We start from the raw sequence: 18,297 nt of genomic DNA on the forward strand, positions 1-18,297 counted from the left end.
AAGCGACCCGGCCCACCCGGCGCCGCCCTCCCGGGATCGTCACCGGCGGTGATCATCGACGGCGGCGTACTGTTCACCCTCGGCAGCGCGTGGGGAGGGGGCGGGATGACGGACCGGGGGCAGCAGGGGCGGGCCACCGCGCCCAACGGCGGACGGGTGCTCAGGCCCCGCGACTGGGTGGCGCCCGTGCGGGCGATGACCCGCCGGCTCAACTCCGACCATCCGCAGCAGGCCTCCGCGCCGGCCGGCCCGCAGCGCAACGCCGTGGTCGACTGCGCGCTCTACGTGGACGGCCGTCGGCAGCCCGGCGACTGGCGGTACGCCGAGGCGCTCGCCGCTGCCCGCAGTGCGGAGAACGGCTTCGTCTGGCTCGGCCTGCACGAGCCCGAGTTAACCGAGATGACCGCCATCGCCGCCACGTACGGGCTGCACGAGCTGGCCGTCGAGGACGCCGTGAAGGCGCAGCAGCGCCCCAAGCTGGAGCAGTTCGGCGAGGTCAGCTTCCTGGTGCTGCGCACCGCCCGCTACTGCGAGCACGCCGAGCTGACCGAGCACTCGGAGGTCGTCGAGACCGGCCAGGTGATGCTCTTCATCGGCCCCAACTTCCTGATCAGCGTCCGGCACGGGGACGCCTGCCGGCTGGCTCCCGTCCGGGCCGACCTGGAGACGAAGCGCGACCTGCTGCTGCACGGCCCGTGGGCGGTGGCGTACGCGGTTACCGACCGGGTGGTGGACCTCTACCTCGAGGTCGCCGACCGGCTGGAGGACGACCTCGACATCCTGGAGGCCGACGTGTTCGACCGCCAGTCCAGCGGCCGGATCCAGCGGATCTACCAGATGAAGCGGGAACTGGTGGAGTTCAAGCGTGCCGTGATGCCGTTGCAGCGCCCCCTGCTCACCCTCACCGCGCAGATGAACCGCGACGTGCCGAAGGAGATCCGCCGCTACTTCCGCGACGTGCAGGACCACCTCAGCCGCACCGTCGAGCAGGTCAACTCGTACGACGACCTGCTCAACTCGATCCTTCAGGCGCGGCTGGCCCAGGTCACGGTCGACCAGAACAACGACATGCGCAAGATCGCGGCGTGGGCCGCCATCGCCGCCGTCTGGACCGCCATCGCCGGCATCTACGGGATGAACTTCGAGGTGATGCCGGAGCTGAAGATGACGTACGGCTATCCCGTCGTCCTCGCCCTGATGCTCGCGATCTCGCTCGCGCTCTACCGCTGGTTCCGCCGCAACGGCTGGCTCTGACGGCCCGAGCCTGACGCGCAGCCCCCGCCGCACCCGGCGCCGGACCCCGCAGCTTCCGTCGGACGCGGAAGCGCCGGCGGGGCGGCGGGAGCCGCTTCGCCGGCGCTTTCCGGGACCGACAGGGGATGTCAGCGGCGGCCGTTGGTCCGCGCGCCGCCCTTCCCGAGAGCCTCGGTCAGGTCGTCCGCGGGACGACCCGAGGTGTCCTTCGCGCCCTCGGCCACCGACGGGACCTTGTCCGTCGCGTGCACCGTCGGCTGCTTGCCGGGGGTGGTGGTGGAGGCGCTGTCGCCGCCGGCCACCGCCGAGCTGCCGGCGCCGGTCGGGCCACCGGCCACGTCCGAGCCGCTCGACATCGTCGACGCGTCGGTCACCGGCGTGCGGATCTCCATGGTCTCCACCTCTTCGCGCATCGGCTCCAGCTTGCGGGTCGGGTCGTACTCGGCCCACTCCTGCTGCTCCCGACGCCGCCGCATCGCCACGGCGGCGACCCCGGCCACCGCGCCGGCCGCGAGCAGGCCGGTCATCATGGACCCGCCCCGCCGGGAGTTCTTCTTCCGGGACGCCTTCATGTTCTTCGCCTTGACCTTCCTGCCGGCCGCGACCTGCTTGGCTGCCAGGGCCTTCCGGCCGGTGACCGCCTTGCCCGCCGCCTCGGCCTGCGCCTTGCGGACGGCCAGGGCCAGCGGCGCGAGCGCGGCGACCGTGGACGCAAGGCCGCTGGACGCGCGGTCGCGCACGATGACGGCCGTCGGCGCGACCGCACCCCGGGCCGCCTGGACCCGCGGGGCGACGGTGGCGCCGGCACCCTTCGCGGCGTACGTCGCGGCCTGCCTCAGGTGACCGAGGCCCTGGTTCAGCTCCACCTTGGCCAGCTGCCCCTGGGTCTTACGCCGCCCGATTCCAAACACGGTCCCACCTCCTGGGAGTTGTTCCTTCGTCATCCTCCACCTTCGGATGCCTCCGCACTGCCAGATCGGGCACATGGGAGGATCCGCATGGAACTGACCAACGACTGAGGAGTACCCGTGGCCGAGGCTGTCTACGCCACCTTGCACACCAACGCTGGCCCGATCCGGCTGGAGCTCTTCCAGAACCACGCCCCGAAGACCGTCAAGAACTTCGTCGAGTTGGCGGAGGGCACCCGCGAATACACCGACCCGCGTACGGGTCAGCCGGGCAGCGGGCCGTACTACGACGGCACCATCTCGCACCGGGTGATCAGCGGCTTCATGATCCAGATGGGCGACCCGACCGGCACCGGTCGCGGTGGCCCGGGTTACAAGTTCGGTGACGAGTTTCACCCGGAGCTGCGCTTCGACCAGCCGTACCTGCTGGCGATGGCGAACGCCGGGCCGGGCACCAACGGCTCGCAGTTCTTCATCACCGTGTCGCCGACGCCGCACCTGAACAACCGGCACACCATCTTCGGGAAGGTGGCCGACGAGCAGTCGGTGAAGGTCGTCGACGCGATCGCCAACACTCCGACCGGCCCGAACGACCGGCCGTTGCAGGACGTCGTCATCGAGCGGGTCGAGATCGAGCGGCCGGCTGCCTGAGCGGTCCGCGAGGTACCTTTGCCGACATGACTGAGCGCTCCGAGGGCCGGGACCGGTTGGTGGGTCGCGCGATCCGCGACGGCGGGCGCGCGCGGTGAGCGATTCCCCACCCACGACCCCGGTCTGCTACCGGCACCCGGGCCGCGAGACGTACGTGCGGTGCACCCGCTGCGACCGGCCGATCTGTCCGGACTGCATGCGGGAGGCATCGGTCGGGTTCCAGTGCCCGGAGTGCGTGGCGGAGGGACGTCGTAGCGTGCGGCCGGCGCGTACCGCCTTCGGTGGCGGTGCCGCCGGCCGACACGGCTACGTCACCAAGGCACTGATCGCGCTCAACGTACTGATGATGCTGCTCTCCATCGCCTCCGACCGGGGCGGGGACGCGGCGGTCGGCGGCTCCGGCTTCGGCGGCCTGATGGGCGGCAGCACCCCGCTGACCGACTGGGGCTCCGTGCTCGGTGGCGCGCTCTTCCCCGACGGCACGGTCGGCGGCATCGCGGAGGGCGAGTGGTACCGCCTGGTCACCGCGATGTTCCTGCACTACGGCGTGGTCCACCTGCTGCTGAACATGTGGGCACTGTGGGTGCTCGGCCGGTCACTGGAGGCCAGCCTCGGGCCGCTGCGCTTCCTGGCGCTCTACCTGGTCGCCGGGCTGGGCGGCAACGTCGCCGCCTACCTGTTCAGCGCGGAGAACCAGCTCACCGCCGGCGCCTCCACGTCGATCTTCGGCCTGTTCGCCGCGCTGGTGGTCATCGAACGGAAGATGGGCCGGGACATCTCCCAGGTGCTGCCCATCCTGGTGATCAACCTGGTCTTCACGTTCACCGTGCCGGGCATCTCGATCCCCGGGCACCTGGGCGGCCTGGTGGTCGGCGCGCTGCTGGCGCTCGTGTTCGCGTACGCCCCGCGGTCGCGGCGGTCGCTGGTGCAGCTCGCGGGCGGCGCGGTGATCGTGGCGGCGCTGATCGGCCTGGCCCTGGTCCGCACCGCGGCCATCGTCGGCGGCTGACCTCCGGCCCGCCGCCTTCCGGCGCGGGCCAGCCGGGACCACCGCCGCGACCTGCCGCTCAGTGCGGGCGGGCCTCGTGCAGGGCCTCGGCCACCTCGGCGGGGTCCGCGCCGAGGTCGTGGCGGCCGAAGAGGTGCAGCGACTCGCCCGCGTCGATCTCCAGGAGCTCGCTGGTCAGCCCCCGCCGCGCACGGCGGTCCACGGTCACCTTCTCGATGCTCGACCAGGGCAGCCGCCGGCGCCCCGCGAAGCCCTGGACGACCGTGATCCCGGCCGGGTCCACCGCGAGTCGGACCGGCACGAGAAGGTCGCGCGCCGCCCAGCCGGCGAGCGCGGCGGCCGTGAGGACGGCCAGCGCCAACCGGATCCGGTCGCTGCCGTCGAGGAGCAGCGCCAGCGCGAGCAGCGCGACCGCGCCGGTCAGCTTGAGCGCCGGCAGGGCGGCCGGCACCCGCCACTGCCGGCTCGGGGACGGGTCTGCGGACATCCGTTCAGCATGCCAGGGCACCGGGGGAGGACGCCCGGCCCGCCGACGACGTAGGATCGGGGCCAGCCCAAGTTACCGGGGAGTAGTCATGAGTGACGCAGTCATCGTCGGCGCGGTACGCACCCCGGTGGGGCGGCGCAAGGGCAGCCTGGCCGCCGTGCACCCGGTCGACCTCTCGGCGCACGTGCTGCGCGCCCTCGCCGAGCGCACCGGCATCGACCCGGCCCAGGTCGACGACGTGGTCTGGGGCTGCGTCTCCCAGGTCGGCGACCAGTCGTGGAACGTCGCCCGCAACGGCGTGCTCGCCGCCGGCTGGCCCGAGTCGGTGCCCGGCACCACGCTCGACCGGCAGTGCGGCTCCAGCCAGCAGGCCCTGCACTTCGCCGCCGCCGCCGTCCTCTCCGGTCAGGCCGACCTGGTCGTCGCCGGTGGCGTCGAGTCGATGACCCGGGTCGCGATGGGCTCCAGCGTGGCGGGCGGGTCGCCCTTCAGCGACCAGCTTCGTGACCGCTACCGCGGCGTCGAGGGCTTCGCCGACGACGCGCCGCTGCCGTTCAACCAGGGCGTCGGGGCGGAGCTGATCGCCGAGCGCTGGCGCTTCTCCCGCGCGCAGCTCGACGAGTTCGCCCTCGCCAGCCACGAGAAGGCCGCCGCCGCGCAGGACGCGGGCGCCTTCGACGCCGAGATCGCCCCGGTCGCCCTGGCCGACGGCGGCAAGTTCGCCGCCGACGAGGGCATCCGGCGGGACACCTCGCTGGAGAAGCTCGGCGAGCTGGCCACCCCGTTCCGCGCCGACGGCGTCGTCACCGCCGGCTCCGCGTCGCAGATCTCCGACGGGGCGGCGGCGCTCGCCGTCACCACCAGCGAGTGGGCCAGCCGGCACGGCCTGCGTCCGCTGGCGCGCGTACACACCGCCGTCGTCGCCGCCGACGATCCCGTCACCATGCTCACCGCGCCGATCCCGGCCACCGCGAAGGCGCTGCGCCGCGCGGGGCTGGGCATCGAGGAGATCGGGGTGTACGAGGTGAACGAGGCGTTCGCCCCGGTGCCGCTGGCCTGGCTGGCGGAGACCGAGGCGGACCCGGAGCGGCTCAACCCGCGCGGCGGCGCGATCGCCCTGGGGCACCCGCTCGGCGGCTCCGGCGCCCGGATCATGACCACCATGCTCGCCCACATGCGCGACAACGACATCCGCTACGGCCTCCAGACGATGTGCGAGGGCGGCGGCATGGCCAACGCGACCATCGTCGAGCTGCTGTAGCGGGCGGCTCTGGCCGGTCGGGCTCGCCGCCGGTCGGGCAACCCGCCGATCCGGCTTGCCGCCGGGTCGGGTCGCCGCCGGGCCGCGAGCTGTCGTGGGCGACGGAAAACGCGTGGTCCGGCGGAGCGGGTGGCGGTTAGGTTCCCGGCGTGACCGACGCCGCCACGCCACCCGCAGACCGGGCCGCCACGCCGTACGCCGACTGGGCCGACCCGCGCTGGCGGGACACCGCCCTCGACTGGGTCGGCGAGCACCTCGCCCGGCACGGCCGCCGGGTGGTCGGGCCGGCGGGGCTGGTCGCTGCTGCCCGACGGCGGTCCGACGCTGCGCGAGGCGCTGGGCGGCGACCGCGGCCTGCTGACCCGCTGGGAACGGGTCCTGCCCGCGTACGCCGATCTCCAGCGCGCGGTCGCGCCCGCAGCCGGCGAACTGCTCGCCCTCGGCGTGCCCGACCACCGGCCGGAGGCGCTGCCGGAGCTGTTCGGGGCGCTGCTCGACGACGAGGGGTCGCTGCTGCTCGGCGCGGAGGACGGGCTCTCCGCCGAGGCGTACGGGCGGCTGCGCGCCCACCGCTCCGCCTTCGCCGAGGACTGCCGGCGGCTGGCCGGCTCCGGCGTCGCGCCGACCGTCCAGCACGACGACCTGCACGACGGCAACGTCTTCGTCGCCGACGACGGGTACCGCTTCTTCGACTGGGGCGACGCCTCGGTGGCCCACCCGTTCGGCACGCTGCTGGTGACGCTGAACTCGGTCGCGGACGCGTTCGGGCTGCCCGAGGGCGACCCGGCGCTGGCGCGGCTGCGCGACGCCTACCTGGAGCCGTGGTCGGACGGGCACGACCGGGCCACGCTGCGCGAGGCGGCCCGCCTGGCCGTCCGCGTGACCCGGGTCAGCCGGGCGCTCTCCTGGCGCCGCGCCCTCCAGGGCGCCGACCCGACCCGCGCCGAGTACGCCGCCGCGGTGCCCGGCTGGTTGCAGGAACTGTTCGCCCCGGACCCGGTCTGAGCCGCCCCGGCGGCGCGTCCCGTCCCGTCTCCGGCCCCGCGTCCCGCCATCGGCCCGGCGGCGCCGCCCGCCCCGTCCCGCCGTGGCGGCGGAGCCGGACAGGCGGTGCGACGCGCACCCGTGGAACTTCCAAAATTATGGCGTGACCCACGTCACCCCAGGTCGCGCCTCGTTGGGCAGGGCATGGACGTCTTCTCCCGAACGTTCCTCCCGGCCGCCTCCGAGGCCGGGCTGGCGGTGCAGACCGTCACCCGGCACATGCCGGTCTTCCGACGCTGCGTCGGTTCCGGCGACGCCACCATCCTCGTCACCCGCTGCGCCCGGCCCGAACGCCCGATGGCCGGCGAATACCTCCTCCTGCTGACCCACCGGCGGCTGGTCGTCACCCAGCAGACCCGCGTGCTGCACCGGCTGCGCCTGCACCTCAACACGGACCTGCGGGAACTCAGCAACGTCACCTGGAGCCCCGACCCGCGCCTGCACTCGGTCGAGCTGGCCGCCACCGCCATCGACGGCATCCGCGAGCGGTTCCTCATCCGCACCCGCCACCCGAAGCAGGTGTGGCAGCTCGACGCGCTGCTCAACCACGCCTTCCGGACCCGGCTGCGTACGCCCCGGGAGCGGCTCGTCGCCACCATCGGCGAGGCGCCGCCCGTCGCGCGGCCCGCCACCTTCCGCCCCGCCGTGGTGCGCTGAGCGCCTTCTTACCGAACCCGAACATCCGCCGCCCCTGTGGCGCCGCCGCGTCGGCAATCATGGGCCGGTGACCGCCGACGCCCCGCCTCGCGGGCTCGTCCTCGTGGTGGAGGACGAGCCGGCCATCGCCGACCTGGTCCGGCTCTACCTGAGTCGGGACGGCTTCGGCGTACACCTCGAACGGGACGGGGCGGCCGGGCTGGCCGCCGCCCGCCGCCTGCGCCCGGTCGCCTGCGTCCTCGACATCGCGCTGCCCGCCCTGACCGGCACCGAGATCTGCCGTCGCCTGCGCGAGGCCGGCGACTGGACGCCGGTCATCTTCCTCACCGCCCGCGACGACGAGGTGGACCGCGTCGTCGGACTGGAGCTGGGGGCGGACGACTACGTCACCAAGCCGTTCAGCCCCCGCGAACTGGTCGCCCGGGTGCGGGCGGTGCTGCGGCGCACCGCCGGGGCGCCCGAGGGGACGGGCCTGCCCCGGGTCGTCGGCGCGGTGGCTCTCGACCCGACCCGCCGGACGGTGACCGTCGAGGGCACCCCGGTCCAGCTCACCTCCACCGAGTTCGACCTGCTGGCGTACCTGATGGCCCGGCCGGGCCGGGTCTTCACCCGGGAGGAACTGCTCGCCGGGGTGTGGGGGTACGCGGCGCACTCCGGCACCCGGACCGTCGACGTGCACGTCGCACAGGTCCGGTCGAAGCTGGGCGGAGCCGGCGTGATCCGCACCCACCGGGGCGTCGGGTACGCCGCCGATGGCTGAGCCGACCGTCGCGCCGCCGCCACCGCCGCGGCACCGTCCCGGCCGGACGCTGACCTCCCGCGCGGTGCTGGTCACCTGCGCGGTCGCCCTGGTCTCCGTGCTGGTCACGGCGATCGTCGCGGTGCCCCTGGCGGTACGCGGCGTGGAGCGGCGCGACCAGGAGGCGCTGGCCGCGCAGGCGCGGCTCGCGGCCGAGGTGCTGCGCCCCCGGCTGGAGACCGGCCGGACCGGCGACGAGGAGCGGCTCATCCGGCAGCTGGACGCCCAGGGCGTCGACGCGTACCTGATCCGGGGCGGGGTGGCCGAACGCCCCGGCCTGCCGCCGCGGGTGGTGCGGCGCGTCGCCGAGGGGCGCAACGTGTCGACCCGCCGGCCGCTCGACGGGCGGCGCACCCTCATCGAGGGACGTGCCCTGCCCGGCGGCAACGGGCTGGTGCTGACCCGGTCCCGGTCGACCGCGCCGTGGCGCCAGGTGGTGCCCAGCCTCTGGCTGCCGCTGCTGGCCGGGCTCGCCGCCGGGGGGGCCGCCGGGCTGCTGCTCGCCCGCAGGCTGGCCCGACCGATCCGGCGGGCCGCCGACGCCGCCGCCCGGCTGCGCGCCGGGGACCGGGCGGTACGCGTACCGGTGGAGCCGCCCGACGAGGTGGCCGACCTGGCGTACGCGCTGAACGGGCTGGCCGCCGCGCTGGCCACCAGCGAGGGCCGGCAACGGGAGTTCCTGCTCTCCATCTCGCACGAGCTGCGCACCCCGTTGACCGCGATCCGGGGCTACGCCGAGGCACTGGCCGACGGGGTGATCGGGCCGGCGGACGCGGCCGGTGCCGGTCGTACCGTGCTCGCCGAGGCGCAGCACCTGGACCGGCTGGTCAGCGACCTGCTGGCGTTGGCCCGGTTGGAGGCCGCCGACTTCCCGCTCGAACCGGTCCCGGTGGACCTCGCCCGGCTGGCCGCCGACGCGGGTCGGACCTGGGCCGACCGGTGCGCGGCGGTCGGGGTGCCGTTCCGCGTGGAGGTTCCGGACGCCGCCGTGCCGGCGTACACCGATCCGGGCCGGATCCGGCAGGTGGTGGACGGGCTGCTGGAGAACGCGCTGCGGGTCGTACCGCCGGCGGCGCCGGTCGTACTCGCGGTCCGGCCGGCCGGCGCGCAGCCGGCGGCGGGCGGCGTCGTCGAGGTCCGCGACGGCGGACCGGGCCTCACCGACGACGACCTGGCGGTGGCCTTCGAGCGCGGCGCCCTGCACCAGCGCTACCGGGGCGTGCGCAAGGTCGGCAGCGGGCTGGGGCTGGCGCTCGCCGCAGGCCTGGTCCGCCGCCTCGGCGGGGAGATCGCGGCCGGGCACGCGCCGGAGGGCGGTGCCGCGTTCACCGTCCGGCTGCCCCCGGATCCTTACCTGACCCGAACATCGGTCTGACCTGGCGCTCGCGGTACGGCGGGAGGCTGGTGTCCCACGGACGAGAGGGAGACTCATGGCACGTTGGTCAATCGCCACCACCACGCTGCTCGCGGCGGTCGCGCTCGGCGTCGGCGGATGCGGCCCCGCCGAGGTGGCCGGTCAGCCGGCCCGGGAGACCGCCGTCGAGGTCGTCGCCGCGCTCGGCGCTGAGGGCCAGGCGCTGGCCGCGATGGGCTTCGACGCCGGCGACCTGGACGTCGAACCGTTGGCCGCCCCCGCCTCGCCGCAGGCGTCGCCGGGCCCGGCCGGGGAACAGCGGCGCGAGCGCGCGGAGGAGCGGCGCGAGCGCCGGCAGGCCCGGGTGCAACTGCGGAGGAACACCCTGCACGGCGAGGCCGTGGTGCGTACGAAGGACGGCGGGACGAAGACGGTCGTCGTGCAGCGGGGCGAGGTGACCGCCGTCGACGGCGACTCGATGACCGTGAAGTCCGCCGACGGCTTCACGATGACCTGGACCTTCGGCGACGAACTGCGCGTCGTGGAGCGCCGTACGACGATCCGGTCCGCCGACGTGAAGGTCGGTACGACGGTCGGCGTGGCGGGTGCCAAGGCGGGCGACGGCGGGGTCGCCCGCCTGATCGTCGTGCCGGCCCGGCAGAAGTAGGTGGGGTGGCCCGTCGGCGACGGCGGGCCACCCCGGACGGCGCGAGCGGTGCCGCCCCGCGGAGGGCGACACCGCTCGACGGCGGTCGAACTCAGTAGACGCGGGAGCCGATGAAGTCGTCGTGCCCGTAGCCCACCGGGTTGGCGAAGTTGCGCGACTCGAAGGACCACTGCTGGCGGGTGCTGGTGGAGCAGGCGGCCAGGCGCAGCCGGGGGGTGCCCGAGGCCGGGCTGTCGAACGCCAGGCAGAGGTTGCCGTTGCCGGCCGTCCTGATCTGGTTGCCGGCGACCACGAACTTCTGGTTGGCCCCACCGTGGCAGTCGTAGATGTTCACCGCCGTGCCGGCGCTCAACGATCCGCCCGCGACGTCCAGGCAGCGGTCGTGGGAGAGCTCCGAGTGCAGCGACTGGCGGGTCGGGTCGTACCAGAAGCCCTGGTTGCGCCCGCCGTGGCAGCCGTACGACTGCTGGAGGGTGCCGTTGCGCGAGTCGTAGCCCCTGCCGTCGACGCAGGTGCCGGTGGCGGCGTTGCGCAGCTGCTTGAACTCGAAGAGCCCGTCGTAGAGCACGCCGTTGCCGGTGCTGGCCGGGTCCACGCAGGTGGCCCGCTGCCGCCCCGAGTCGACGAACTGGGTGATGCACTGGGCGAACATTCCGTGCCCGCGCTTGTTCGGGTGGAACGACTGCCGGGCCGCGTTCTCGTCCCAGACGCCGATCTCGATGAAGAGGCCGCGTACGGAGGTGCTGTCGGTGCACACCTCGTGGCCGTGGAAGAGCCGGCTGGCGTCCAGGTATCGGGTCCCCGTGTTGGCCGCCGCCGCCCGCAGCGCCGACTCGAACAGCGGCACCGCCTTGTTCCGGGCGAACGCGGCGTCGGCCAGGTAGAGCAGGCAGCCGCCGGAGTACCAGCCGGGGAAGTTCGGATTGTCCTCCACGTCCGGGCTGCCGGGGCTCGGGTACGACATGAGCACCAGCTCGTAGTCGGACTGTAGGTAGCCGGCGCCGGTCATGGTCCGCCGGATGTCGGCGAGCGCGTCCTCGACCGCCCGGCGGCTGCCGTCGGTGCGGACGGTCCACTGGTCGGTGTAGGTGGGGTAGCAGGGCCCCTGGAAGAAGACCCGGCGGACGGCGCAGTCGGTGGCGACCGGGCCGAACTGGATCGTGCCGTCGCCGTTGGCGCCGACCACCACCCAGATCAGCTTGATGTGGGTGTTGCGGGCCTTGATGGCGAGGTGGTCGCCCTGGTTCAGCTCGTTGTGCTGGGTCGGCCCGCCCCGGATGAGGTTCCACGGGGTCGCCCCGGAGCAGGCGATGTTGTACTTCTCGTCGGCGGTGAGCCCGGTGCGGAAGACCGCCTGGTCGTACGAGCGGTCGCACCAGTTGCCGGGCTGGTGGGTGCCGGGGACGTAGTTGCCGACCCCTTCGCCGGAGATCTCGCTGTCGCCCATGGTGATCAGCGCGGTGCGGCGCTGCTCGATGGGGCGGACGGCGGGCGCGCCGTAGAGCGCGGTGGCCTCGGCGGCGCGGATCGCCTCCAGGTTGGCGGCGAGTGGCTGGATGGCGGGACGGTCGGCCGCGGTGGCGGGGGAGGCCGTTCCGGCGAGCATCGGCAGGACGAGAGCGGCGGCGGCGACGACGGTGGACACCCGTCGTCGGGTCGCGCGTTCGCGCCTGGCAGGGGAACCAAGCATCGACGCACTCCTTTCGGCTCGATCGCGGGACGTCGATCGAGTTACCAGAAGGTAGCGTCGGCTTCGAGGTATGTGAATGCGTTTCGGAATCGTTGCGCGCAGGGTGCAGAACCTGGCGATAGGGGCAAACCGTGCGGCACGCGGATCGCCGGCGGGGCGGGCGCGGGCCCTTCCGGCGGGTCGGCGCCGTCAAGGGGCCGGCGCGGCGGACAGCCGGTCGGCGTCGAGGCGGCGGCTCAGCGCCCGGGCGGGAGGGCGTAGCCGACGTACCCCCGGAACTGCACGCGCCAGCCCGCCGGCACCAGCGCCGTGCAGGCCGGCCGGCTGCCCGTGCAGACGATGGCGTCGACCGTGGCCGGGTCGGCCGGCGGGCGCCCGGGCAGCACCGACTGGAGCGCCAGCAGCTGCGGTGGGCGGCCGTCCGCGTCGCGCAGCAGCAGCCACCAGGGGTACTCCCAGTTGTCGTTCTGCTGCACCAGGCCGATCCGGCGGGCGTCCGTCGCGCGTACCGCGTCGGCGGCCCAGCGGAACTCCTCCGCCCACTGGGGACGGCGCAGGAACCGGGTGTCCCATTCGGAGGTCGTGAAGACCGAGCCCGCCCCGACCAGCCGGCGCGGGAAGCCGTACGACACCGCCAGCACCCCGGCCAGCGCGCAGGTGGCCAGCACGCTCACCGCGAGCCCGGCCGCCACCGACCGCCGTCCCCCCGCGCCGGCGGCCCGGCGCCGGAACAGCGCGTCCAGCCAGAGGCCCGCCAGCGGTACGGCCAGCGTCAGCGCGTAGAGCAGCAGCCGGTTGCCCCACGGCTGCCACTTGATCATGGCGGTGTGCAGCAGCACGGCCGCCACCACGACCACCGCGTACGCGCGCAACGGCCCCGCCCGCGTCGGGCTGATCCGGCCGGGCCGGGCCAGCGCGTACGCCGCCCCGATCGCCGCCAGCGCCCCGGCCAGCGGGAAGGCCACCCGGTCCTCGTCGGGATACCAGGACGGCACCGGGAACCGCTCCCGCCCGAACGTGGTGGCCCGGTCCTGCGGGTCCACCCCGATCAGCTCCGCGCCGCCGACGATCGCCTCGGCGCCCGCCCGGCGCAGCGGCGCGAGCGGGGTGTCGAACGCCGTGTGCGCGATCCGCAGCGCGTTGACCACGAGCGACGGCGGGTCGTGCCGCTCCATCGGGATGGACTCGCGCAGCCGGGGCGGCCCGAGCGGATGCCCGAACTCGGCCGTCACCCGTGCCAGGAACGGCCCGACCACCATCACCGCGACCAGCAGGATCAGCGCCGACCCGGCGACCGTCCGGCGCACCTGCCGCGACCCCGAGCCGCCGGCACGGGCCGGGCCGACGGTGCCGGTGACCAGGTCGCGCGACCCCGCGCGGTCCAGCCCCGCGCGGTCCAGCCCCGCACGGTCCAGCCCCGCGCGGTCCGGTTCCGCAGGGTCCGGTTCCGCGCCGGTGCGGGCCAGCCGGAGCTGGGCCAGCCCCCAGAGCAGCAGCAGCGGCCCGACTGCGACCAGGCCGCTGGTCTTGGTCAGCGCGGTCAGCCCGGTGGCCGCCCCCAGCGCCAGCATCGCCCCGACCCCGGCGCGCCGACGCAGCCCGTCCAGCGCCACCGTCGCCGCGCAGGCCACCCAGGCGGCGCAGACCAGGTCCGTCTGGGTGCTGGTCGCCTGGAGCGCCACCATCGGGGTGGTGGCGAGCACGAACGCGGTGAGCAACTGGGCCCGCCGTCCCCCGCCGAGCTGCGCGGTGATCCGGGTGGCCCCCAGCAGTACGCCGACACCCGCCGCCCACTGCACCAGGTTGTGCAGCGCGTCCCCGCCGGTGAACAGGCGCAGGTGCAGCAGCAGGTACTCGGCGCCGGGCGGGATGGTCACCTGCCGGTGGATGGCGGTGGGCCAGAAGTCCAGGCCGCCCCGGGCGACCCAGTGCTCCACCTTGGGCAGGTGGTAGGTCTGCGAGTCGAAGTTGTTCGGCTCCGCCAGCAGGGCGATCAGCAGCTCGACCAGCAGCAGCCCGCCGACCGTGCCGGCGAGCAGCCGCTCGCCCCGACCCGCCGTACGCCAGGCGCGGGCCAACCGGGTCGACCAGCCGGCGGGGCGGGAGGCGACGCCGGGGTCGACGGCCGGCGGCGGCGGTGCGGGGGCGGGGGCGCCGGCGGTCGGGCTCGTCGTCGCGCCGACCAGCGCCGGCTCGGGCGCGGCGACGACCTCGACCGCGCGGTGCGCGGCGGCCCGGAGCCCGCCGTGCGCGGCGTCGCGGCGGCGTCGCCGGCCGGCGACGACGGCCGCGGCGGCGAGGAAGGTCAGCCAGGCGGCGGCGAACGCCGGCAGGGTGAGCAGCCGCAGCGCGCCCAGCAGCTCCACCGTGAGCACCGCGAACGTGCCGGTGACCAGAGCCGCCCGGACCAGCGCGAGGCGCCGCCGGGCGACCGTGGCGGGCGCGACCGGGCGCAGCGCCACGGCGAGCAGTCCGATCGCGGCGACAGGGGCCAGCGCGAGCGGGTAGCCGAGTGCCGACATGGCGGCAGTAAACACCATGAACCTGGGGCGGCCGCGCCCAATGCCCGCAGTGCTGAGCACCGCCCCGCAGGCTGCCAGGCTAGGCTAGGGCCGACATATCGTCGCCACCGTGGAGATTCCCGTGAAGCTCTCGATCCTCATGCCGGTCTACAACGAGGAGGAACGCATCGCGGATGCCCTCAAGCAGGCATTGGCGGTCGACTACCCGTGTGAGATCGAGCTTGTCGTGGTCGACGACGGCAGCCGGGACGGCACCGGTGAGATCCTCGGTCGGGCCGACGACGCGCGTCTGCGGATCATCACGCACCAGCGTAACGCCGGCAAGGGCGCGGCCATCAAGACGGCGGTCGACAACGCCGAGGGCGACTACATGGTCATTCTCGACGCCGACCTGGAGTACGACCCGCTGGACATCCCCAAGCTGCTCGACCCGGTGCTCGACGGGCGGGCCACGGTGGTCTACGGCAACCGCACCTTCGGCAGCCACAGCGCCTACAGCTTCTGGTACGTGATGGGCAACAAGGGCGTCACGATGGCGGCGAACGTCCTGTTCAACTCCTACATCGGCGACCTGGAGACCTGCTTCAAGCTGATGCCGGTCGCGCTCTACCGCTCGCTCGACGTCCGCTCGCGGGGCTTCGGCATGGAGGCCGAGGTCACCGGCAAGCTGCTGCGCCAGCGCATCCGCCCCTACGAGGTCCCGATCAGCTACCGGGCGCGGGGCCGCGAAGAGGGCAAGAAGATCACCTGGAAGGACGGCGTCGAGGCGCTCTGGATCCTCGGCCGCGAGCGCACCCGCCGCCGCCCCCTCGGCGCCCCGACCCGCTGACCTAGCGGCCGGCCGGCACCGGCGCCGCGTCCAGGAACCCGGCGACCGAGCGGCGCAGCCCGGCGGCGTCCAGCCCGTGCCAGCGGCTGTGGTCCTCGGCCGAGCCGTAGCGGCGCAACTCCTCGCGTCCCACGCCGAGCGCCAGCAGCCGGTGGGGCCGGTCGGCCAGGGCCGCCGACACCACCCGGGTCGACGTCCCGGCCAGGTAGGGCTCCACCAGGACCACCGCGTCGCCGGCCAGCGCCCGCAGCCCCGCCGTGTCGAACGGCCGCGGCCGGTGGGTGTAGGCCACCGTCACCCCCAGGTCGCCGACCGCCGCCAGCGCCGCGTCCAGCACCGGCCCGACCGCGACCAGCAGCGGCGCGCCCGGCCCCGCGTCCCGGAGCACCCGCAGCGCGCCGTCGCCACCGTACGGGCGGGTGTTGCGCAGCGTGGACAGTCGCAGGTACGCCGAGCCGTCGCCGGCCACCGCGTCCCGCAGCAGCGCCGGCACCTCGTCGGGGTGCCCGGGAACGTGCACGGTCCAGCCGTGCAGGGTGTCGATCAGCGAGACGTCGGCCGGGGACAGGTGGGTACGCCCCGACTCCGCCCGGTCGTACGACGCCCCGATGCTGACCAGCACCGCGCTGACGCCCTGGTGGTCGAGGTCGAGCTTGATCTGCTCGTACGCCCGCTCGATCAGGAACGGCGCGTAGCTGTGCGCGATCGGCCGCAGCCCGGTCAGGGCGAGCCCGCCGGTCACGCCCAGCAGCAGTTGCTCCCGGATTCCGACGTTGAGCACCCGGTCCGGGTGCCGGTACGCGGCCGGGGCGAACGCGTCGGCGGAGATGTCCGCCAGCACCAGCGCCGTACGCGGATCCTCCGCGAGCAGCGCGGTGGTCGTCTCGACGAATCGGTCCCGCACGGTCACTCCCCCTGGTCGACGACCGCGACGACGACGTGCGGCCGGTGGTTGTCGTGCCCGGTCAGGGCGGTGTGCAGGGCGTCGTGGTCGTGCCCGTCGACGGTGGCGGCGGTCCAGCCGTTGACGGTGAACCGGGCCGCGGCGCCGTCCGGCCAGCCGTGCGTGGCGGAGCCGTTGTCGACCACGATCGCGGTCAGGCTGCCCAGCCCGGTCGCCCCCGCGTACGCGATGGCCTCGTGGTTGGAGCCCTCGTCCAGCTCCGCGTCGCCGAGCAGCACGTGGACCCGGGGCGTGAGCAGGCCCTGGGCTCGCAGCCCGAGCGCGGTGCCCACGCCGAGCCCGAGCCCGTGGCCCAGCGAGCCCGAGCCGATCTCCACCCCGGGCACCAGCACCCGGTCGGGGTGGTCGCCGAGCCGGCTGTCGGGCCCGCCCTGGTCGTCGAGCCAGCCGGCGGGTACGAATCCCTTCGCGGCGAGCACGGCGTAGTAGCCGGCGACGGCGTGCCCCTTGGAGAGCAGGAACCGGTCCCGGCCGGGGTCGTCGACGGTCTCCGGTGTGACCCGCAGGATGCGGTCGTAGAGCACCCAGAGCACGTCGACGGTCGAGCGGACGTTCGCGCCGAACTCGCGACCGGCGCGGATCCGCTCGTACAGCGGCCCGACGGGTCCCGGCAACGGCGGGGCGCCCGGATGACGGGGTGGCGCGGACACGGGGTCGCGGGGCGGCGCGGCGGTCCGGGCCGGGCCCGCGCTGGCGGTGGTCGTGGTCATGCCGTTAGCCTGCAAGTTGAAGTCCACTTCAACTCAAGGCGAACGTGATGCACGAGTCTCTGACCATCGGCCAGCTCTCCATCCGCAGCGGTGTCGCGCCCTCGGCGTTGCGCTACTACGAGCGGCTCGGGCTGATCCGGGCGGAGCGGACGGGTGGCAACCAGCGCCGCTACGCCCGCACCGAGCTGCGCCGGGTGGCGTTCGTCCGGATCTCCCAGCAGGTCGGCATCTCGCTGGAGGAGATTCGGGAGGCGCTGGACTCCCTGCCCGCGTCGCGGGTCCCGACCGCGGAGGACTGGGCGCGGCTCTCCGCGACCTGGCGGGAGCGGCTGAACGAGAAGATCCGGCTCATGACGAAGCTCCGCGACGACCTCGACGGCTGCATCGGCTGCGGCTGCCTGTCCCTGCAACGCTGCACGCTCAACAACCCCGGCGACTCGCTCGGCGGCGAGGGCCCCGGCGCCCGCCTCGTGCTCCCCCGTACGACCGGGGACCCGACACCCTGAGCCTCAGCCGGTCGTCAGCAGCACCTTGCCGACGTGGTCGTTCGACTCGACCAGCCGGTGCGCCCGCGCCGCCTCGGTCATCGGCACCCGCCGGTCCACCACCGGCCGGACCGCGCCCGACTCGACCAGCGGCCACACCTCCTCGCGGACGCCGCGGACGATCTCGGCCTTCTCGTCCAGCGGCCGGGAACGCAGCGCGGTGGCCGTGATCGTGCCCCGCTTGGCCAGCAGCGCCCCGAGGTCCAGCTCACCCTTGCGGCCGCCCTGCATGCCGATCACCACCAGCCGGCCGCCCGTGGCCAGCGCCGCCACGTTCCGGGGCAGGTAGGCGGCGCCCATGATGTCGAGAATGACGTCCGCGCCCCGACCGCCGGTGACCCGCCGGACCTCCTCGACGAAGTCCTGCTCGCGGTAGTCGATCGTGTGCGCCGCGCCCAGTTCCCGCAGCCGCTCGTGCTTGGCGGCCCGCGCGGTGACCGCCACGGTGGCGCCGAGCGCGACCGCGAGCTGGATCGCGAAGGTGCCGATCCCGCTGCCGCCGCCGTGCAGCAGCAGCGTCTCGCCCTTGCCGAGCCCGGCCACCCGCACCACGTTCGACCAGACCGTGCAGGCGACCTCGGGCAGCGCCGCCGCGTCGACCAGGTCGACGCCGGCCGGCACCGGTAGGAGCTGCCCGGCCGGCACGGCCACCCGCTCCGCGTAGCCGCCGCCGGCCAGCAGCGCGCAGACCTCCCGGCCCACCTCCCAGCCGGCCACGTCGGGACCGATCGCGCTGATCACCCCGGAGCACTCCAGCCCGGGGTACGCGGGCGCGCCCGGCGGCGGCGGATAGTGCCCCTGCCGTTGCAGCAGGTCGGCCCGGTTCACCGCGCTGGCCAGCACGTTGACGATCACCTCGCCCGGCCTGGGCTCGGGATCGGGCACCTCGCTCCAGACCAGTGCGTCGGGTCCGCCGGGCTCCGGGATCGTCATCGCGCGCATGTTC

At 74.6% G+C, this 18,297-nt stretch carries 18 protein-coding genes; 11 read left to right on the forward strand and 7 right to left on the reverse strand.

All coding sequences use genetic code 11. From position 1 onward, the window contains the following. The first annotated feature begins 105 nt into the window (after positions 1-105). Complete coding sequence (gene corA, locus ACTMS2_RS03435; RefSeq protein ID WP_358166156.1) at positions 106-1,254, forward strand: magnesium/cobalt transporter CorA; 1,149 nt, start codon at positions 106-108, stop codon at positions 1,252-1,254. Positions 1,255-1,382: 128 nt separating this feature from the next. Here the strand turns inward: corA and ACTMS2_RS03440 are convergent, their stop codons facing one another. Continuing rightward, positions 1,383-2,198, reverse strand: a complete 816-nt coding sequence (locus ACTMS2_RS03440) for a hypothetical protein (RefSeq protein ID WP_441174001.1) — start codon at positions 2,196-2,198, stop codon at positions 1,383-1,385. Positions 2,199-2,282: 84 nt separating this feature from the next. Here ACTMS2_RS03440 and ACTMS2_RS03445 point away from each other — a divergent pair, with 84 nt between their 5' ends. Both ACTMS2_RS03445 and ACTMS2_RS03450 read left to right on the forward strand, forming a co-directional pair. After that, positions 2,283-2,813, forward strand: a complete 531-nt coding sequence (locus tag ACTMS2_RS03445) for a peptidylprolyl isomerase (RefSeq protein ID WP_441174002.1) — start codon at positions 2,283-2,285, stop codon at positions 2,811-2,813. A 94-nt stretch (positions 2,814-2,907) separates the two neighbouring features. Further along, positions 2,908-3,822, forward strand: coding sequence for a rhomboid family intramembrane serine protease (locus ACTMS2_RS03450; RefSeq protein WP_441174003.1), 915 nt, complete (start codon positions 2,908-2,910; stop codon positions 3,820-3,822). A 58-nt stretch (positions 3,823-3,880) separates the two neighbouring features. Here ACTMS2_RS03450 and ACTMS2_RS03455 read toward each other — a convergent pair whose 3' ends face one another. Then, a complete protein-coding gene (locus tag ACTMS2_RS03455; RefSeq protein WP_441174004.1) occupies positions 3,881-4,309 on the reverse strand; it encodes a PH domain-containing protein in 429 nt (142 codons plus the stop codon). 88 nt (positions 4,310-4,397) lie between these two features. On the opposite strand from ACTMS2_RS03455, the gene ACTMS2_RS03460 reads away from it, so the two are divergent. From ACTMS2_RS03460 to ACTMS2_RS03485, 6 genes are all read left to right on the forward strand, one after another. Continuing rightward, complete coding sequence (locus ACTMS2_RS03460; RefSeq protein ID WP_441174005.1) at positions 4,398-5,570, forward strand: thiolase family protein; 1,173 nt, start codon at positions 4,398-4,400, stop codon at positions 5,568-5,570. Positions 5,571-6,014: 444 nt separating this feature from the next. Further along, positions 6,015-6,575 carry a phosphotransferase gene (locus ACTMS2_RS03465; protein ID WP_441174006.1) on the forward strand — a complete coding sequence of 187 codons (561 nt, stop codon included), beginning with the start codon at positions 6,015-6,017 and terminating at the stop codon, positions 6,573-6,575. 183 nt (positions 6,576-6,758) lie between these two features. Next, entirely contained in the window at positions 6,759-7,271 is a 513-nt protein-coding gene (locus tag ACTMS2_RS03470) for a hypothetical protein (RefSeq protein WP_089002903.1), read from the forward strand. Positions 7,272-7,338: 67 nt separating this feature from the next. Beyond that, positions 7,339-8,031, forward strand: coding sequence for a response regulator (locus ACTMS2_RS03475; RefSeq protein WP_441174007.1), 693 nt, complete (start codon positions 7,339-7,341; stop codon positions 8,029-8,031). Next, a complete protein-coding gene (locus ACTMS2_RS03480) occupies positions 8,024-9,445 on the forward strand; it encodes a sensor histidine kinase (RefSeq protein ID WP_441174008.1) in 1,422 nt (473 codons plus the stop codon). Before ACTMS2_RS03475 ends, ACTMS2_RS03480 begins: the two co-directional genes overlap by 8 nt. 55 nt (positions 9,446-9,500) lie before the next feature. After that, a complete protein-coding gene (locus ACTMS2_RS03485) occupies positions 9,501-10,091 on the forward strand; it encodes a hypothetical protein (RefSeq protein ID WP_441174009.1) in 591 nt (196 codons plus the stop codon). Between the two features lie 91 nt (positions 10,092-10,182). Here ACTMS2_RS03485 and ACTMS2_RS03490 read toward each other — a convergent pair whose 3' ends face one another. Continuing rightward, the gene (locus ACTMS2_RS03490; protein WP_441174010.1) at positions 10,183-11,781 is read right to left on the reverse strand and encodes a ricin-type beta-trefoil lectin domain protein; all 1,599 of its coding nucleotides are present in this window, start codon (positions 11,779-11,781) and stop codon (positions 10,183-10,185) included. Between the two features lie 236 nt (positions 11,782-12,017). Beyond that, a complete protein-coding gene (locus tag ACTMS2_RS03495) occupies positions 12,018-14,303 on the reverse strand; it encodes a hypothetical protein (protein ID WP_441174012.1) in 2,286 nt (761 codons plus the stop codon). 121 nt (positions 14,304-14,424) lie between these two features. Between ACTMS2_RS03495 and ACTMS2_RS03500 the strand changes: the two genes are divergently transcribed. Continuing rightward, on the forward strand, positions 14,425-15,132 hold the full coding sequence (locus tag ACTMS2_RS03500) for a glycosyltransferase family 2 protein (RefSeq protein WP_441174096.1): 708 nt from the start codon (positions 14,425-14,427) through the stop codon (positions 15,130-15,132). Between the two features lies 1 nt (position 15,133). On the opposite strand, the gene ACTMS2_RS03505 is transcribed toward ACTMS2_RS03500, so the two are convergent. Further along, positions 15,134-16,036 carry a transketolase family protein gene (locus ACTMS2_RS03505; RefSeq protein ID WP_441174013.1) on the reverse strand — a complete coding sequence of 301 codons (903 nt, stop codon included), beginning with the start codon at positions 16,034-16,036 and terminating at the stop codon, positions 15,134-15,136. 2 nt (positions 16,037-16,038) lie between these two features. Then, on the reverse strand, positions 16,039-16,806 hold the full coding sequence (locus tag ACTMS2_RS03510) for a transketolase (protein ID WP_441174014.1): 768 nt from the start codon (positions 16,804-16,806) through the stop codon (positions 16,039-16,041). Positions 16,807-16,853: 47 nt separating this feature from the next. Between ACTMS2_RS03510 and soxR the strand changes: the two genes are divergently transcribed. Continuing rightward, positions 16,854-17,312 carry a redox-sensitive transcriptional activator SoxR gene (gene soxR, locus ACTMS2_RS03515; RefSeq protein ID WP_441174015.1) on the forward strand — a complete coding sequence of 153 codons (459 nt, stop codon included), beginning with the start codon at positions 16,854-16,856 and terminating at the stop codon, positions 17,310-17,312. A 3-nt stretch (positions 17,313-17,315) separates the two neighbouring features. Here soxR and ACTMS2_RS03520 read toward each other — a convergent pair whose 3' ends face one another. Further along, entirely contained in the window at positions 17,316-18,293 is a 978-nt protein-coding gene (locus ACTMS2_RS03520) for an NAD(P)H-quinone oxidoreductase (protein WP_441174016.1), read from the reverse strand. Positions 18,294-18,297 lie beyond the last annotated feature (4 nt).

Source organism: Micromonospora sp. SD12, from assembly GCF_052068495.1.
GTDB lineage: Bacteria > Actinomycetota > Actinomycetes > Mycobacteriales > Micromonosporaceae > Micromonospora > Micromonospora echinofusca.

Excerpts from the sequence above, each read along its gene's own strand:
- corA (WP_358166156.1), top strand. The coding sequence starts at position 106 with ATGACGGACCGGGGGCAGCAGGGGCGGGCCACCGCGCCCAACGGCGGA.
- ACTMS2_RS03440 (WP_441174001.1), bottom strand. The coding sequence starts at position 2,198 with ATGACGAAGGAACAACTCCCAGGAGGTGGGACCGTGTTTGGAATCGGG.
- ACTMS2_RS03455 (WP_441174004.1), bottom strand. The coding sequence starts at position 4,309 with ATGTCCGCAGACCCGTCCCCGAGCCGGCAGTGGCGGGTGCCGGCCGCC.
- ACTMS2_RS03460 (WP_441174005.1), top strand. The coding sequence starts at position 4,398 with ATGAGTGACGCAGTCATCGTCGGCGCGGTACGCACCCCGGTGGGGCGG.
- ACTMS2_RS03470 (WP_089002903.1), top strand. The coding sequence starts at position 6,759 with ATGGACGTCTTCTCCCGAACGTTCCTCCCGGCCGCCTCCGAGGCCGGG.
- ACTMS2_RS03480 (WP_441174008.1), top strand. The coding sequence starts at position 8,024 with ATGGCTGAGCCGACCGTCGCGCCGCCGCCACCGCCGCGGCACCGTCCC.
- ACTMS2_RS03485 (WP_441174009.1), top strand. The coding sequence starts at position 9,501 with ATGGCACGTTGGTCAATCGCCACCACCACGCTGCTCGCGGCGGTCGCG.
- ACTMS2_RS03490 (WP_441174010.1), bottom strand. The coding sequence starts at position 11,781 with ATGCTTGGTTCCCCTGCCAGGCGCGAACGCGCGACCCGACGACGGGTG.
- ACTMS2_RS03495 (WP_441174012.1), bottom strand. The coding sequence starts at position 14,303 with ATGTCGGCACTCGGCTACCCGCTCGCGCTGGCCCCTGTCGCCGCGATC.
- ACTMS2_RS03510 (WP_441174014.1), bottom strand. The coding sequence starts at position 16,806 with ATGACCACGACCACCGCCAGCGCGGGCCCGGCCCGGACCGCCGCGCCG.
- soxR (WP_441174015.1), top strand. The coding sequence starts at position 16,854 with ATGCACGAGTCTCTGACCATCGGCCAGCTCTCCATCCGCAGCGGTGTC.
- ACTMS2_RS03520 (WP_441174016.1), bottom strand. The coding sequence starts at position 18,293 with ATGCGCGCGATGACGATCCCGGAGCCCGGCGGACCCGACGCACTGGTC.